General features: G+C 62.5%; 12 protein-coding genes. 9 read left to right on the top strand and 3 right to left on the bottom strand.

Annotated features, from left to right (window positions below):
- The first annotated feature begins 108 nt into the window (after nucleotides 1-108).
- The 6 genes from SOP85_RS12845 to SOP85_RS12820 all read left to right on the top strand — a co-directional run bounded on the left by SOP85_RS12845 (nucleotide 109) and on the right by SOP85_RS12820 (nucleotide 7553).
- Nucleotides 109-1494, top strand: a complete 1386-nt coding sequence (locus SOP85_RS12845) for a UbiD family decarboxylase (protein WP_323627136.1) — start codon at nucleotides 109-111, stop codon at nucleotides 1492-1494.
- Entirely contained in the window at nucleotides 1491-2138 is a 648-nt protein-coding gene (locus SOP85_RS12840) for a UbiX family flavin prenyltransferase (RefSeq protein WP_323627135.1), read from the top strand. The genes SOP85_RS12845 and SOP85_RS12840 overlap by 4 nt, the downstream gene beginning before the upstream one ends.
- Before the next feature lie 74 nt (nucleotides 2139-2212).
- Nucleotides 2213-3259: a CobW family GTP-binding protein gene (locus SOP85_RS12835; protein WP_323627134.1), complete on the top strand. Its 1047-nt coding sequence runs from the start codon at nucleotides 2213-2215 to the stop codon at nucleotides 3257-3259.
- A gap of 245 nt (nucleotides 3260-3504) precedes the next feature.
- Nucleotides 3505-4866 carry a nucleobase:cation symporter-2 family protein gene (locus SOP85_RS12830; RefSeq protein ID WP_274076322.1) on the top strand — a complete coding sequence of 454 codons (1362 nt, stop codon included), beginning with the start codon at nucleotides 3505-3507 and terminating at the stop codon, nucleotides 4864-4866.
- A 12-nt stretch (nucleotides 4867-4878) separates the two neighbouring features.
- Nucleotides 4879-6267: an amidohydrolase family protein gene (locus SOP85_RS12825; protein ID WP_323627133.1), complete on the top strand. Its 1389-nt coding sequence runs from the start codon at nucleotides 4879-4881 to the stop codon at nucleotides 6265-6267.
- 140 nt (nucleotides 6268-6407) lie between these two features.
- Nucleotides 6408-7553 (top strand): XdhC family protein, encoded by a 1146-nt coding sequence (locus tag SOP85_RS12820; protein WP_323627132.1) that lies wholly within the window; start codon nucleotides 6408-6410, stop codon nucleotides 7551-7553.
- Nucleotides 7554-7606: 53 nt separating this feature from the next.
- On the opposite strand, the gene SOP85_RS12815 is transcribed toward SOP85_RS12820, so the two are convergent.
- Nucleotides 7607-8890, bottom strand: a complete 1284-nt coding sequence (locus SOP85_RS12815; RefSeq protein ID WP_323627131.1) for a Zn-dependent hydrolase — start codon at nucleotides 8888-8890, stop codon at nucleotides 7607-7609.
- Between the two features lie 139 nt (nucleotides 8891-9029).
- A complete protein-coding gene (locus tag SOP85_RS12810; protein WP_323627130.1) occupies nucleotides 9030-10514 on the bottom strand; it encodes an NCS1 family nucleobase:cation symporter-1 in 1485 nt (494 codons plus the stop codon).
- Between the two features lie 541 nt (nucleotides 10515-11055).
- Here SOP85_RS12810 and hydA point away from each other — a divergent pair.
- From hydA to preA, 3 genes are all read left to right on the top strand, one after another.
- Nucleotides 11056-12495, top strand: coding sequence for a dihydropyrimidinase (gene hydA, locus SOP85_RS12805; RefSeq protein ID WP_274076317.1), 1440 nt, complete (start codon nucleotides 11056-11058; stop codon nucleotides 12493-12495).
- A 153-nt stretch (nucleotides 12496-12648) separates the two neighbouring features.
- Complete coding sequence (locus SOP85_RS12800) at nucleotides 12649-14016, top strand: NAD(P)-dependent oxidoreductase (protein WP_323627129.1); 1368 nt, start codon at nucleotides 12649-12651, stop codon at nucleotides 14014-14016.
- On the top strand, nucleotides 14017-15291 hold the full coding sequence (preA, locus tag SOP85_RS12795) for an NAD-dependent dihydropyrimidine dehydrogenase subunit PreA (protein ID WP_274076315.1): 1275 nt from the start codon (nucleotides 14017-14019) through the stop codon (nucleotides 15289-15291).
- A gap of 218 nt (nucleotides 15292-15509) precedes the next feature.
- Here the strand turns inward: preA and SOP85_RS12790 are convergent, their stop codons facing one another.
- Nucleotides 15510-16130: a TetR/AcrR family transcriptional regulator gene (locus SOP85_RS12790; RefSeq protein ID WP_046817413.1), complete on the bottom strand. Its 621-nt coding sequence runs from the start codon at nucleotides 16128-16130 to the stop codon at nucleotides 15510-15512.
- Nucleotides 16131-16238: the final 108 nt, after the last annotated feature.

Below are 16238 nucleotides of genomic sequence, written 5' to 3'. Positions count from 1 at the left end.
TCGCGAAAGCGCCGGGTCAGTCGCTATCGCCGTTGAATGACACACCGCATTCGCGAGCAAGCCCGCTCCCACAGGGGCCGCGCCAATCTCATTCTACGAGGTGAAACCATGACCCTCTCGACGCTCGGCGATTCCCAGGATTTTCACGATTTTCTTGACGCCTATCGCCGGCAATACCCGGACGATGTGCTCACCATCGCGCAATCCCTTAGCGCCGATCAGGACGTCACCGCCCTGGTCGATGCTCTCGCCACCCAGGGTCGCGACCCGCTGTTGATCTGCGAAAAAGTCGGCAACTTCGGCGCGCCGGTGGTCACCAACCTGTTCGCCTCCCGGACCCGCATCGCCCGGATGTTCGGCGTGCCCCCGGCGCAACTGCACGAGACTTTCCAAAACCGCGCCAACCACCCCATCGCCCCGCGCTACGTGGAAACCGGCCCGGTGCTGGATGAAATCTTCGAAGGCGAAGCCGTGGACCTCGCACTGCTGCCGATGCTCAAGCATTTCGCCAGCGACCGCGGCCCCTACATCACCAACGCGATCATCATTGCGCAAGACCCGGTCACCGGCATCGCCAACATGAGCTATCACCGCTCGATGCGCCACGCCCGGCAGACCCTCGCCACCAGCCTGCACTCGCGCGGTCACCTGTGGCGCATGCTGCAAACCGCTCGCGAGCGCGGCGAGGAATTGCACGTGGCCATGGTGGTTGGCGCGCATCCGCTGTTCATGCTCGCCGCGGCGGCACGCCTGCCCTTCGGCAGCGACGAACGCGCGGTGGCCGGCGGTCTGTTTGGCGAGCCGCTGCAACTGGTCAAGACGCCCCGCTATGGCATCGGCGTGCCGGCCTTCGCGGAGTTTGTGCTGGAAGGCGCCATCGACCCGACGGCCTACGCCGAAGAAGGCCCGTTCGGTGAATTCAGCGGCTATTCCTCGGACCGCTCGACCAACAACGTACTGCGGGTCGACACCCTGATGAGGCGCAAGGACGCCTGGCTGGTGGACGTGGTCGGCGGTCGCTACGCCGAACACCTGACCCTGGCGCGGCTGCCCCGGGAAGCGGAAATGAGCGAGAAACTCAAGGCGCGTTTCCCGGCCGTCACCGCCGTGCACTACCCCAATTCCGGCACCCATTTTCATTGCTACGTGGCCCTGGAGCAGAGCCGCGACGGCGAGGCGCGGCAGATCATGCTCGCCCTGCTCGGCTGGGACCCGTACCTGAAAACCGTGATCGCGGTGGACAGCGACATCGACATCAGCGACGACAGCCAGGTGCTGTGGGCGCTGGCCACGCACTTCCAGCCGCACCAGGACATCTTCGTCATCGATGGCTTGCCCGGCAGCCCGCTGGACCCGTCGTCCTCGGTCAACGGCACCACCTCACGCATGGGCCTGGACGCCACGCGCGGTTCGGGATTCGACGGGATCAAGGCGCAGCTGGACCAGGACGTGGTCGAGCGTGCCCTTGATCTGCTCAAGAGCTTTGAGTCATGAACCGCCAGCGCCTGGTGGTCGGCATCAGCGGGGCGTCGGGTTTCATCTACGGCGTGCGCCTGCTGCAACTGCTCGCCGAACTCGACATCGAAAGCCACCTGGTCATCAGCCGCGCCGCACTGCTGACCATGGCCCACGAAACCGACTACAAACTGGCCGACGTCACCGCGCTGGCAAGCCATTACCACCGCGCCGATGACGTGGCCGCCGGGATCGCCAGCGGTTCGTTCCGCTGCCTGGGCATGGTGGTCGCGCCCTGTTCCATGCGCACCCTGGCAGAGATCGCCACCGGCACCTCATCGGGCCTGATCGGCCGCGCCGCCGACGTCACCCTCAAGGAGCGTCGCACCCTGGTGCTGATGGCCCGGGAAACCCCGCTGACCCTCGCCCACCTGCGCAACATGACGGCGGTCACCGAAATGGGCGGCATCATCGCCCCGCCTGTTCCGGCCTTCTACGCCCGCCCGCAGGACCTGGCGCAAATGGTCGACCACAGCCTCGGCCGCGTCCTCGACCTGTTCGGCCTCGACGCCGGTACGGCAACGCGCTGGCAAGAACCCGCCAGCCCTAAAGCCAAACACAAAACCTGTGGGAGCGGGCTTGCTCGCGAAAGCGGTGGATCAGTCGCTATCTCCGTTGAATGACACACCGCATTCGCGAGCAAGCCCGCTCCCACAATAGAAAACACTGCGACCCATTCGTCAGTAAGGAGCTCTACATGAACACTCCATTCAACGCCCCAACCCCCAACACCAAAATCCCGGTGACTATCCTCACCGGCTTCCTCGGTGCCGGCAAAACCACCCTGCTCAACTACATCCTCAAGGAAAACCACGGGCGCAAGATCGCCGTGATCGAGAACGAGTTCGGCGAAGTCGGCATCGACGGCGACCTGGTGCTCAGCTCGGAAACCGAAGAAATCTATGAGATGGTCAACGGCTGCGTGTGCTGCACCGCCGAGGTCCGCGAAGACCTGGTGCGCATCGTCCGTGAGCTGGTGGCGCGGCCGGTGCGGCTCGATCACATCCTGATCGAGACCAGTGGCCTGGCCGACCCGTACCCGGTGGCCCAGAGCTTCTTCATCAACGACCCGATTGCCGATGAGGTGGAACTGGACGCCATCGTCACCATGGTCGATGCCAAGCACATCGCCCAGCACCTGGAAGACCTGCAACTCGATGGCGTGGACAACCAGGCCGTGGACCAGATCGTCTGCGCCGACCGCATCGTCATCAACAAGGTCGACCTGGTCAGCGAGGCCGAAGTGGAGGCCCTGAGCAAGAAAATCCGCGGGCTCAATGCCACGGCGGAGCTGGTGACCTCCAGTTATGCCGAAATCGACCTGTCGAAAATCCTCGGCATTGGCGCCTTCGAGTCCACGCAAAAACTCATGGAGATCGGCGCCGAGCACGATCACCACGCCGATGAACATCACCATGCCCATGACGAACCCGACCATGAGCACGACCCGAGCGTGACGTCGGTCGGCATCGCCGTGGATGGCGCGGTGAACCTGGGCGACTTCCATCGCTGGATTACAAAGTTGCGCACCGAACAGGCCGACAACCTGTACCGCATGAAGGGTGTACTGGCGGTGGCCGATCAGGACCAACGCTACGTGCTCCAGGGAGTGCACAGCCTCGTCGAGTTCCGCGCATCAACCCTGTGGGGCAGCGAACCCCGCTCAAGCAAGATTGTGTTCATCGGCCGCGACCTGGACCGCGCAGCCCTGAACCAGGGCTTCGCCGCCTGCCTGGCAGGCTGAACAAGGCATCGGAGCCGGTGGATGGCGGTTCCGGGCACATGAATGATTGATGCCCATTTTTCAAGACGACACAAACCCTGTAGGAGCTGGCTTGCCAGCGAAAGCGGTGCGTCTGTTGGCATGGATGTCGACTGATACGCCGCCTTCGCTGGCAAGCCAGCTCCTACAAGGGATGCGGCGCACTGAAAGGGCATCAGAACGAATACCCCTCTGTACCGAATAACAACAGCTAGAGGTGATTCCCCATGTCGTCAGCCAATACCCCCGCAACATCCACCGTCCATCCCGTCGACCGGATTCTGCCGGTCCGGCAAATGCTCACCCTCGGCCTGCAACACATGGCCGTCTCGTACATCGGCGCCATCGCCGTGCCGTTGATTGTCGCCAGCGCCCTGAAAATGTCTCACGCCGACACGGTGGTGCTGATCAGCACCACGTTGTTCTGCTCAGGCATCGCCACCCTGCTGCAAACCGTCGGCTTCTGGAAATTCGGTGTGCGCCTGCCGATCCTCCAGGGCGTGGCATTCAGCAGCGTGGGGCCGGTGATCGCCATCGGCACCAATCCGGAGGTCGGTTTCGCCGGGGTCTGCGGGGCCGTAATAGGCGCAGGGATTTTCACCATGTTGATGGCGCCATTCGTGGGTCGATTACGCCGGTTTTTTCCGCCTGTGGTTACTGGCTGCATCGTCACCGTGATCGGCCTGCAGCTGTTTCCCATCGCCTATGAGTGGGTCGGCGGTGGTCGCCATGCCAGCGACTTCGGCGCACCGGCGTACCTGGCAGTCGCCGCCGTGGTGTTGCTGAGCATCCTGCTGGTCAACCGCTACGGCAGCCCGATGCTGCGCAACATGGCGGTGCTGGTGGGCATGCTGGTGGGCGCGGCGCTGGCTTATGGGCTGGGCATGGGCAGTTTTCACAGCGTGCAGGAGTCGCCGTGGCTCACCGTGCCCTACCCGTTCTACTTCGGCCTGCCGACCTTCAGCCTGATCCCCATTGCCACCATGGTGGTGGTGATGATCGTGCAGATGGTCGAGTCCATGGGGCTGTTCGTGGCCATCGGTGACATCGTCGAAAAACCGGTCGAAGACAAGCAGGTGATCAACGGCCTGCGCGCCAACGGCCTGGCGAGCACCATCGCCGGCATGTTCGCGGCGTTTCCGTTCATTGCCTTCATGGAAAACGTCGGGCTGGTGATCCTCACCGGCGTGCGCAGTCGTTGGGTCGTCGCCGTCAGCGGCTTGCTGATGTGCTCGGTGGCGCTGGTGCCAAAGGCCGGGGCGATCATCGCCTCGATGCCGACTGCGGCCCTCGGCGGTGCCGGGGTCGCCATGTTCGGCGTGGTCGCCGCGGCAGGGATCCAGACCCTGGCCAAGGTCGACTACGAGCGCAATCGCTACAACGTGCTGATCGTCGGCTTCACCCTCGCCGCCGCCCTGGTGCCGGTGCTGGCGCCGGCCCTGTTCAAGCAATTGCCCGAGTGGTCGCAGCCGTTCCTGCACAGCAGCGTTGTCATCGCCTGCCTGGTGTCGGTGCTGCTCAACGCCACCCTCAACGGCGTCAGCGTGCCTGATGCCGCCGCCAGCAAATCCGCCACCCACAGCCTCTGACCGGAGCCGACCATGACTCAACTGCAAAACATCCTGATCAAGAACCCGGCGGCGGTGATGACCGGCCTGCGTGGCCCACGGGCCAGGGCCGGCGCCGTGGACATCCGCATCGTCAACGGGCGTATCGCCGAAATGGCCGCAGGCCTCGAAGTGCAACCCGGTGAACGAGTAATCGATGCACGCCATTCGGTGGTGTATCCGGGCTGGATCAACACCCACCATCACCTGTTCCAGAACCTGCTCAAGGCCGTACCCGAAGGCCTGAACCAAGACCTGCAAGGCTGGCTGGCCAGCGTGCCCTACCCGCGCCTCAACCGCTTCACCCCACAACTGGCACGGATCGCCGCGCAGCTGGGCATGGCTGAATTGCTGCTGTCGGGCGTGACCACCTGCGCCGATCACCATTACCTCTACCATGCCAACGGCACCACCGAGACCGGTGACCTGCTGTTCGACATGGCCGAAGCATTCGGCCTGCGTTTCGTCCTTTGCCGGGGCGGCGCGCTGGAGTCGGCCAGCGCGCATCCGGGGTTCTCGAAAACCGCGCTGCAACCGGAAACCCTCGACCAGATGGTCGGTGACATCGAACGGCTCAAGTCGCGCTATCACCAGGACACCCCGAACGCCCTGCGCCGGGTGGTGGTCGCGCCGACCACGCCGACTTTTTCGCTGCCACCGACGCTGCTGCGGGAACTGGCCCACACCGCCCGTGGCCTCGGCTTGCGCCTGCACACGCACCTGTCGGAAACGCAGAACTATGTGAATTTCTGCCGCGAGAAATACAACTGCCTGCCGGTGGAATTCGTCGCCGAACACGAATGGCTCGGCCCGGATGTGTGGTTCGCCCACGCGGTGCACCTGCAACCCGGTGAAATCCGCATGCTCGCACAAACCGGCACCGGCATTTCCCACTGCCCGGTGAGCAATGCGCGCCTGGGCAGCGGCGTGGCGCCAGTGCCGCAGATGTTCGAGGCCGGGGTGCCAATTTCCCTTGGCGTGGATGGCGTGGCGTCCAACGAGTCCGGGAGCATGGTCGGCGAAGCCAACACTGCGTGGCTGATTCACCGGGCGGAGCAAGGCGCCTCGGCGACCACCGCCGAAGATGTCATCCACTGGGGCACGGCCGGCGGCGCGCAGGTGCTGGGGCTGGGGGCGGTCGGCACGCTTGAGATCGGCCAGGCGGCGGACCTGGTGATCTACGGTCTCGACCATCCGCGCTTCTTCGGTTTCCACGACATCGCCGTGGCGCCGGTGGTGGCCGGTGAGCCCATTGCGGTGAAATACAGCCTGGTCGGCGGCCGGGTGGTGGTCGATGACGGCGTGATCCCGGGGCTGGATGTGCAGCGGATGCGGGCCGAGGCGTGGGAGGGAGTGCGGCAGTTGATGAAGGTAGACAACTGACCTACCACCCCAAATCCCCTGTAGGAGCTGGCTTGCCAGCGAAAGCGGTGTATCAGTTAGCAGAGATGTTGCCTGACACACCGCTATCGCTGGCAAGCCAGCCCCTACAGGGTATCTCCGTCATTTTCGGGAGCGATGCCATGTCCGGCCTCAACGAACTCTTGCAAGCCATCGACACCGCCGCCCAGGCCGGCGAAGAAACCATCCTCGCCACCGTGGTCAAGGTCGAAGGCTCTGCCTACCGCCGTCCGGGTGCGCGGATGCTCATTCCCTTGCACGGTCGCACCGTCGGTACCGTCAGCGGTGGTTGCCTGGAGCAGGACCTGGCAAAAAAAGCCTGGTGGCTGACCGACTCCGGCGAACCGCTGGTGCGCCGCTACAGCACCGGCGCCACCGAGGACGAAGACGATGAGCAAAGCGCCCTGACCTTTGGCCTGGGTTGCAACGGCACGGTATTCGTCATGCTCGAGCGCCTGCGCGCAAAATCCCCTGCACCGGCCATCGAACTGCTGCGCCGTGTGCGCGACCGTCAGCAACCGGCCGCCATGGCCACGGTGATAGGCACCTCTCGTTATGCCAGTGTCCGGGTCGGTGACCGCTTGCTGTCCGACACCGTGGGAAGCCTGTGCAACCTGCAATTGACCCATGGGATTCGTCGTGACCTACACAAGACACTGACGCAGAAAAAGTCCTCGACACGGCTCTACAGCGACGCCCGTGGTGAGGTCGAGGTGTTTTTCGAGTACATCGCCCCGCCGCCGCGCCTGGTGATTTTCGGCGCCGGTCACGACGCACAGCCGCTGGTGCGCATGGCCAAACTATTGGACTGGCACGTTAGCGTCGTCGACAGCCGCAGCCACTTCGCCCGCGCCGAACGTTTCCCGCAAGCCGACGCCGTGGTCTTCGCCAGCCTCGACAACCCGTTGGACCTGTCCCCGCTGATCGATGGCGCCTTTGTGGCGGTGATGACCCACAGCTACCGCCAGGACCGGCACTGGCTTGGGCTGGCCCTGCAAGCCTCGCCCGCCTACCTCGGCCAACTCGGCCCCAGGGAGCGCACCGAACGCCTGCTGGCCGAAATCGACCTGGGCACCTCAGCGCTGCACTACCCGATGGGTCTCGACCTGGGTGGCGATGCGCCGCAGAGCGTGGCGCTGGCGATACTCGCCGAGATGACGGCGGTGATGAACCAGCGCCAGGGCGGGATGCTCAGGCATCGGAGCAAACCGATTCATCAGGTGGATCTGGTGGTCAGTGAAAAGCTTGAGCAGGCGGCAAGCGTTTGATGATCAGGAAATCGCAGCCTGCAGCTGCTGCTGCAGGCTCGATCCTTTGCGTTTCAAGCAGCCTTCGCCCCCTCGGCCACCGCCGCCGAAGCCGCCAGCATCGCCCGCAACAACACCGCACACCCCGCCGCCAGGTCATCCGGGGCGGCATTTTCGATTTCGTTGTGGCTGATGCCGCCTTCGCACGGCACGAAGATCATCCCGGCCGGTCCCAGCTCGGCCAGGAAGATCGCGTCGTGCCCTGCGCCGCTGACGATATCCATGTGCGAAAGGCCCAGCCCTTGCGCCGCGCCGCGCACCGCCTCAACGCAGCCCTTGTCGAAATACAGCGGCGGGAAGTCGGCGGTGGGGGTCAGTTCATAGGTCAGGCCGTGTTCTTCGCAGGTGGTTGCTATGACCTCGCGCACTTCGGCGATCATCGAGTCCAGTCGCGCCGGTTCGAGGTGGCGGAAGTCCAGGGTCATGCGCACTTCGCCGGGGATGACGTTGCGCGAGCCGGGATAGGCTTGCAGGCAACCGACGGTGCCACAGGCGTGAGGCTGATGACCGAGGGCGGCGCGGTTGACGGCGCCGACGATCACCGCGGCGCCGACCAGGGCGTCCTTGCGCAGGTGCATGGGCGTCGGGCCGGCGTGGGCTTCGACGCCACGCAGTTTCAGGTCGAACCATTTCTGGCCGAGGGCGCCCATGACGACGCCGATGGTCTTGCGTTCATCCTCGAGAATCGGCCCTTGCTCGATATGCGCTTCGAAATAGGCCCCCACGGCGTGGCCACTGACTTGGCGGGTACCCGCGTAGCCAATGGCGTTGAGCGCTTCGCCCACCGTCACGCCCTCGGCATCGACCTTGGCCAGGGTTTCTTCCAGGGTGAATTTTTCCGCGAACACACCGGAGCCCATCATGCACGGGGCAAAACGCGAGCCCTCTTCGTTGGTCCAGACCACCACTTCCAGCGGCGCTTCGGTCTCGATGCCCAGGTCATTGAGGGTACGCAGCACTTCGACGCCGGCCAGCACGCCGAAGCAGCCATCGAACTTGCCGCCGGTGGGCTGGGTGTCGATGTGGCTGCCGGTCATCACCGGTGGCAGGTCCGGATTGCGTCCGGGACGGCGGGCGAAGATATTGCCGACGGCGTCGATGCTGACGGAGCAGCCGGCCTCCTCACACCACTTGACGAAAGTGTCCCGGGCCTGGCGATCGAGGTCGGTCAGGGCCAGGCGACACACACCGCCCTTGACCGTGGCGCCGAGCTTGGCCAGTTCCATGAGCGACTGCCACAGACGGTCGCGGTTGATGTGCTGATGGGTGGACTGCAGAACGTCTACGGCCGCGTTCATGGGGATCTCCTCAGGCTGTTCTTATGAGTTTTTCAGGCAATTCTGCGGTGTGTTTGAGGCCGCCTTCGCTGGCAAGCCAGCTCCTACAAGGGATCGCGATCACCTGTAGGAGCTGGCTTGCCAGCGAAGAGGCCCTCCCTTACACCGCAGATTTCACGACAGATGGACTGGGCCGCATCACGCACAACCCGTAATAAATCAACCCGCCAAGGGCCGAGCCGGTGAACCAGCCATAGCTGTAGAACCAGCTGAACACATCGCTGCCCAAAGACAGCAGCGTCAATACCACCGGCCCGCCGAACGCGAGAAAACCGTTCCAGTTCCACGCCGGGTACACGTCGTCGCGGTAGAGGCCGGCCAGGTCCAGCTGCTGTTTCTTGATCAGGAAATAGTCCACCACCATGATCCCGGCAATCGGCCCCAGCAGGCTGGAATAGCCGAGCAACCAGTTGGAATACACCGTTTCCAGGCTGACATCCGAAACGATCAGGCCAAGCTTTTTCAGCAGCTCATGGGCCATCAATGCCAACCCCACGAACCCCGTGAGCATCACCGCTTTGGTCCGGTTGATCGCCTTGGGGGCGATGTTCTGGAAGTCGTTGGTGGGTGAAACGATGTTGGCCGCGGTGTTGGTCGACAGCGTCGCGATGATGATCAGCGCCATGGCCAGCGCCACCCAGACCGGGCTCTGGATATGGCCGATCAGCGTCACCGGGTCGGACACCGTCACACCCACCAGCTTCACCGAGGCAGCGGTCATCACCACGCCCAGGGAGGCAAACAGGAACATGGTCAGTGGCAGGCCGATGATCTGCCCGACGATCTGGTCTTTCTGGCTTTTCGCGTAGCGGCTGAAGTCGGGGATGTTCAGCGACAGCGTGGCCCAGAACCCGACCATCGCGGTCAGCCCGGCCGCGAAATAGCTGGCCACACCCGCGCCTTCTGGACGCTTGGGCGCGATTGCCAGCAGCTCGGTCATCGACACATTGGGCATGGCCCACACCAGCAACCCGACCCCCACTAGCACCAACAGCGGTGCCGAGAGGGTTTCCAGCCATTTGATCGACTCGGCGCCGCGAATCACCACCCACAGGTTCAGTGCCCAGAACACCATGAAGCCGATGACTTCGCCTGTGCCGCCCAGGGACTTCCAGCCCTCGAACACCGAGCCCAGGAACAGGTGGATCGCCAGGCCACCGAACATCGTCTGGATGCCGAACCAGCCACAGGCCACCAGGGCGCGGATCAGGCATGGGATGTTAGACCCCAAGATACCGAAGGACGAGCGCAGCAACACCGGAAACGGAATGCCGTACTTGGTGCCGGGAAAGGCGTTGAGCGTCAGCGGGATCAACACAATGATGTTGGCAAACAGGATGGCCAGCAGCGCTTCACCGACGCTCAGGCCGAAATACGCCGTCAGCACCCCACCCAGGGTATAGGTCGGCACGCAAATCGCCATGCCGACCCATAACGCCGTGATGTGCCATTTGTTCCAGGTTCTTTCACGCACCTTGGTTGGTGCAATGTCGTGGTTGTAACGGGGACTGTCGAGGACATCGCTGCCGGCTTCCAGCTCGAACAAGCCGTCGCGCTCGGTCACTTGCGATCTGATCTGTTGCATGGCCGCTCCACTGTTCTTTGAGTTATTTTTTGCTCATCGAGGGCTGGCGGCATCAATAAACGTGCCGGGTGCCCCGCTTGCGCATCGGGCAGTTCCATAAACACTCTGCAACTCACTGATGTTTATCAGTTTTATTGGGTCACCTCGGTGACTTGACAGGCCACTCAAGCCGAATGCCCGCCAAGTTGTCCGAACAGTCAGGACTCAAACTGGTGCATCGATATTTTTTTCAAAGTCGCGCATCAACCATAGACCATCCTCAAACGACTGATTTCACATAAGAAATCTTGACCATATTTGGATCCTGTCAAGTGCGTCAAAATGGTGAGAGGCCGCACCATTTTGCTGTTTTATGCTTTTATTTGTTATTTATCAAACAGTTAAAACAGTAATAAGCTTATAAAAAATAATCTTGCTCATTCCTATAACTAAGACTAGCTTTTATTCCTGACAGCGTTGACAGGATTAAGCCGGTTGCCGCTCACGTCTATAAAACATCTAGAACCGGCATCAGCCGGTCATTGCCTGCGAGGAACTCGGAATGTCTCTGTTGATCCGTGGCGCTACCGTTGTTACCCATGATGAAAGTTATCGCGCCGATGTGTATTGCGCAGACGGCGTGATCAAGGCCATCGGCGAAGACCTCGACGTTCCCGCAGGTGCCGAGATACTCGACGGCAGCGGCCAATACCTGATGCCTGGCGGCATCGACCCGCACACCCACATGCAACTGCCCTTCATGGGCACCGTGGCCAGCGAAGACTTTTTCAGCGGCACGGCGGCGGGTCTTGCCGGCGGCACCACATCGATCATCGATTTCGTGATTCCCAATCCGCAGCAGTCATTGATGGAGGCCTTCCATCAGTGGCGCGGATGGGCCGAGAAGTCGGCGTCCGACTACGGCTTCCACGTCGCCATCACCTGGTGGAGCGAGCAGGTTCGCGAAGAAATGGAGGAGTTGGTGATTCATCACGGGGTCAACAGCTTCAAGCATTTCATGGCCTACAAGAACGCCATCATGGCGGCCGACGACACCCTGGTGGCGAGTTTCGAGCGCTGCCTGGAACTGGGCGCGGTGCCGACCGTGCATGCGGAAAACGGTGAGCTGGTGTATCACTTGCAACGCAAGCTCATGGCCCAGGGCATGACCGGGCCGGAAGCGCATCCACTGTCACGCCCTTCGCAGGTGGAAGGCGAAGCAGCGAGCCGGGCCATCCGCATTGCCGAAACCCTCGGCACGCCGTTGTATCTGGTCCACGTCTCGACCAAGGAAGCCCTCGACGAAATCACCTACGCCCGCGCCAAGGGCCAACCGGTCTACGGCGAAGTGCTGGCCGGCCACCTGCTGCTGGACGACAGCGTCTATCAGCACCCGGACTGGCAGACCGCCGCCGGTTACGTGATGAGCCCACCGTTCCGTCCACGCGGCCATCAAGAAGCCCTGTGGCACGGTTTGCAGGCGGGTAACCTGCACACAACCGCCACCGATCACTGCTGCTTCTGCGCCGAGCAGAAAGCCGCCGGCAAGGACGACTTCAGCAAGATCCCCAACGGCACTGCCGGCATCGAAGACCGCATGGCGGTGTTGTGGGAGGAAGGCGTGAACACCGGGCGTTTTTCGATGCAGCAATTCGTCGCGCTGACCTCCACCAACACCGCGAAGATCTTCAACCTCTATCCGCGCAAAGGCGCGATCCGCGTCGGCTCCGATGCCGACCTGGTGCTGTGGGACCCGCAAGGTTCGCGCACGATTTCCGCCAAGACCCATCACCAGCAGGTCGACTTCAATATCTTCGAAGGCAAGACCGTGCGCGGTGTACCCAGCCACACCATCAGCCAGGGGCGCGTGGTCTGGGCCGACGGCGACCTGCGCGCCGAGCGCGGTGCCGGGCGGTACATCGAACGGCCGGCTTATCCGGCGGTGTTCGATTTGCTGAGCAAGCGGGCGGAGTTGAATCAGCCCGTTGCGGTGAAACGCTGAGAGCGGCCTGCGGCCTTTCGCGAGCAAGCTCGCTCCTACAGTTTGAAATGCATTCCCCTGTAGGAGCTGGCTTGCCAGCGAAGAGGCCGGCCCAGTCAACACAAAAACAATGCCCGACAGAGGCAGCACCTCAATTACCGTGAGGCCAACACCGTGATCAAGACCCTGACCCACCTCCCGCATCCCCATGAGAACGCGGCCGCCCTCGCCGGCCATTTCACCGACCTGGCGCCGCCACTCAACGATCGCCAGGCGCATCTGGAAGCCTCGCGTTGCCTGTATTGCTACGACGCGCCCTGCGTGAATGCCTGCCCGAGCGAAATCGATATTCCCTCGTTCATCCGCAACATTCACCAGGACAACGTCCAGGGGGCGGCGCAGAAAATCCTTTCCGCCAACATCCTCGGTGGCAGTTGCGCCCGGGTCTGCCCGACCGAGATTCTTTGCCAGCAGGCCTGTGTGCGCAACAACGCCCATGAATGCGCGCCGGTGCTGATCGGCCTGCTGCAACGTTACGCCGTGGACAACGCGCACTTCAGCGAACACCCGTTCGCCCGCAGTGCCGCCAGCGGCAAGCGCATTGCCGTGGTCGGTGCCGGCCCCGCCGGGTTGTCCTGTGCTCACCGCAGTGCGATGCACGGCCATGACGTGGTGATTTTCGAGGCCCGGGAAAAGGCCGGCGGCCTGAATGAATACGGGATCGCCAAATACAAACTGGTGGACGATTACGCACAGAAGGAACTGGATTTCCTCCTGGAAATCGGCGGCATCGAAATCCGCCACGGGTACAAACTCGGGGATAACCTCAGCCTCAGCGACCTGCATCAACAATTCGACGCCGTGTTCCTCGGTATTGGCCTGGCGGCCAGCAAACAGCTGGGCCTTCCGCATGAAGACGCGCCCGGCCTGGTGGCGGCCACCGACTATATCCGCGAACTGCGCCAGGCCGATGACTTGAGCCAGCTGCCGCTGGCCGACCACTGCATCGTGCTCGGTGCCGGCAACACGGCTATCGACATGGCGGTGCAGATGGCCCGGCTCGGCGCCCGCGACGTCAACCTGGTCTACCGCCGTGGCGCCGAGGACATGGGCGCGACTCACCATGAACAGGACATCGCCAAGGCCAATCAGGTACGCCTGCTGACCTGGGCCCAACCGGAAGAAATCCTGCTCGACGACCAGGGCCAGGTGCGCGGCATGCGCTTCGCTCGCACACACTTGGTTGAAGGTCGCCTGCAAACCACCGGCGAAACCTTTGAACAGGCCGCGGATGCCATCTTCAAAGCCATCGGCCAAAGCTTCGATGCCAGCGCCCTCGCCGATCCTTTAGCCCGAGAACTCAAGCGTCAGGGCGATCGCATAGAGGTGGACGAACACCTGCGCACCAGCATCCCCGGGGTGTATGCCGGCGGCGACTGCACCAGCCTCGACCAGGACCTCACCGTGCAGGCAGTACAGCACGGCAAACGCGCCGCCGAGGCGATCAACGCGCAACTGATGCTCAACGTGGAGGCTGCATAAATGGCCGATCTGTCGATTGTCTTCGCCGGCATCAAGTCCCCCAACCCGTTCTGGCTGGCCTCCGCGCCGCCGACCGACAAGGCCTACAACGTGGTCCGCGCCTTCGAGGCCGGCTGGGGCGGCGTGGTCTGGAAAACCCTCGGGGAAGACCCGGCGGCGGTCAACGTGTCATCGCGCTATTCGGCGCACTTCGGGGCTAACAGAGAAGTCCTCGGTTTCAACAACATCGAACTGATCACCGATCGCTCGCTGGAGATCAACCTGCGGGAAATCACCCAGGTCAAGAAGGACTGGCCGGACCGCGCGCTGATCGTGTCGCTGATGGTGCCCTGCGTCGAAGAGTCCTGGAAACACATACTGCCCCTGGTGGAAGCCACCGGTGCCGACGGCATCGAACTCAACTTCGGTTGCCCCCACGGCATGCCGGAGCGCGGCATGGGCGCGGCGGTCGGCCAGGTGCCGGAATACGTCGAGCAGGTCACCCGCTGGTGCAAGACGTATTGCTCACTGCCGGTGATCGTCAAGCTGACGCCGAACATCACCGACATCCGTGTGGCGGCCCGCGCGGCGCACCGTGGCGGCGCGGATGCGGTGTCGTTGATCAACACGATCAACTCGATCACCAGCGTCAACCTGGAGCGCATGGTCGCCAACCCCATCGTCGGCAGCCAGAGCACCCATGGCGGCTATTGCGGCTCGGCGGTCAAGCCGATCGCCTTGAACATGGTCGCCGAAATCGCCCGCGACCCGCAGACCCTGGGCCTGCCAATCAGCGGCATTGGCGGCATCGGCAACTGGCGCGACGCCGCCGAGTTCATGGCCCTGGGCAGCGGTTCGGTGCAGGTGTGCACGGCGGCGATGCTGCACGGCTTTCGCATTGTCGAGGAGATGAAGGACGGCCTGTCACGCTGGATGGACAGTCAGGGCTACGCCAGCATCGCCGAGTTTTCCGGGCGTGCAGTGGGCAATACCACCGACTGGAAGTACCTGGATATCAACTATCAGGTGATCGCGAAGATCGACCAGGAGGCGTGCATTGGTTGTGGGCGCTGTCATATCGCTTGTGAGGACACTTCGCACCAGGCGGTGGCCAGCCTGAAAAAAGCCGATGGTACGCACGCGTATGAAGTGATCGATGAGGAATGCGTGGGTTGCAACCTGTGCCAGATCACCTGCCCGGTCGAGAACTGCATCGAGATGGTGCCGGTGGACACTGGTAAGCCGTTTCTGGACTGGAATCATGACCCGAGAAATCCCTATCACGTCAGTCCTTGAAATCTGCGGTGTTTGAACCAACGCCATCGCGAGCTAGCTCGCTCCCACAGTGGATTTGTGTCGTACATCAATCCTGAGTACACCAATGATCCCTGTGGGAGCGAGCTTGCTCGCGATAAAGCCGGTACAGTCACCAAGAGATACGCTGAATCAACTAAACAAAACCAATACAAGTATCAGGCGTTGATCCCTTACGTACAGAGCCGATGAATTGCGGGTCACGGCTCCAACCCAATCCCCCGCAAAATCACACTGGTCACCGTCTGCACCGCCCGTTCAAATTGCATGTCCGACAGCGGCTGGTGATCATTGAGAATATTCACCTGATGATCAAAGTCGGCGTAGTGCTGGGTCGAGGCCCAGATCATGTACAGCAGGCTTGAAGGCTCCACTGGCAGGATGCGGCCGTCGTCGACCCACTGGCGGATCTTCGCTTCCTTCATCTTGGCCCAGTCGTACAGGCTCGCGTCGAGCTTCTCGCCAAGGGTCGGTGCGCCGTGGATGATTTCGTTGGCCCAGACTTTCGAGCCGTAGGGGCGGCTGCGCGAGTGGTTCATCTTGGCGCGGATATAGCTGCTGAGCACCACGCGCGGGTCGTCGAACATCTCGAAGCACAGCGCATCCTGCTTCCACACTTCCAGCAGGTCGAACAGCACGGCGCTGTACAGTTCGGTCTTGGTGCTGAAGTAGTAATGCAGGTTGGAACGCGGCAGTTGCACTTCGGCGGCGATATCGGCCATGGCGGTGCTGCCAAAGCCTTTTTCGGCGAAGACCTTCTCGGCCCCCAGCAGAATTTTCTCGACGTTACTGCGACGGATCTCGATCTTGTGATTGCCCATGAGGGCTCCCTGACAACAACATTGAACAAGACTAGCACCGCTCTACGGCGCGGCAACAGAGGACAACCAAACTTCGTATAACCGCTCTGGCGCGGCTAGACTGACCAC

Origin of the sequence: Pseudomonas sp. YuFO20 (assembly GCF_035064975.1) — a bacterium.
In the GTDB taxonomy this organism is placed as follows: domain Bacteria; phylum Pseudomonadota; class Gammaproteobacteria; order Pseudomonadales; family Pseudomonadaceae; genus Aquipseudomonas; species Aquipseudomonas putida_AE.
This window is presented reverse-complemented; position numbering and strand designations above follow the sequence as displayed.